Genomic DNA, 527 nt, shown 5'->3' with positions numbered 1-527 from the left:
CTCATCAACAAACAAGCTCGTAAAGATATGGCTGAGACTAAGAGAAAAGTAGCAGCAGTGCTAGATCGCGCCATTTCCGAGTCAGAAGACGATTTGCTGATTGTCAGCCACGGAGGCATTATGAAGTTTATGCGTAAAGAACTTATAAAACGCGGCTTTAAAGGGCCTCGGTTTGATATTGCTGTTAACGGAAAGCTTTATCTTTTTGAAAAGCAATAGAATGAAACTTACTAGAAAAAGTCGCAGAGACTACTCTCTGCGACTTTTTAATAACCATTTTCTTCAATTGTTAATGCTTCACGCAAAGCGATATCTTTTCGGATATTATGAGCGATTTCACGCGTGATTTCTCCTTTTTCATAAAGTTCTTGCACCGTTTCCCGCTCGGTATGAAACGCTTTATAACATAAATCTCTCGTTGCTTTTTTACGTTTGCGTGAATTATACTCCGTACTCTCTTTTCTAAGTCTTGCCATGGATCTATGGTATTCGCTAATAATAGCAAGTGAAATCATTCGATTTTCTTC

1 protein-coding gene and 1 pseudogene are annotated in these 527 nt (G+C 38.5%); one reads left to right on the top strand and one right to left on the bottom strand.

Annotated features, from left to right (window positions below; translation table 11 throughout):
- The coding region (locus AC1DRF_RS31965; protein WP_477742823.1) for a histidine phosphatase family protein at positions 1-219 on the top strand (219 nt) is incomplete at its 5' end.
- Positions 220-266: 47 nt separating this feature from the next.
- On the opposite strand, the pseudogene AC1DRF_RS31960 reads toward AC1DRF_RS31965, so the two are convergent.
- Positions 267-527 (bottom strand): annotated as a pseudogene (locus tag AC1DRF_RS31960) (Na+/H+ antiporter); the annotation flags it as partial.

This window comes from Priestia sp. P5_B4, assembly GCF_056400385.1.
Note: the sequence above shows the minus strand (reverse complement) of the source record. Positions and strands in the feature narration are given on the sequence as shown.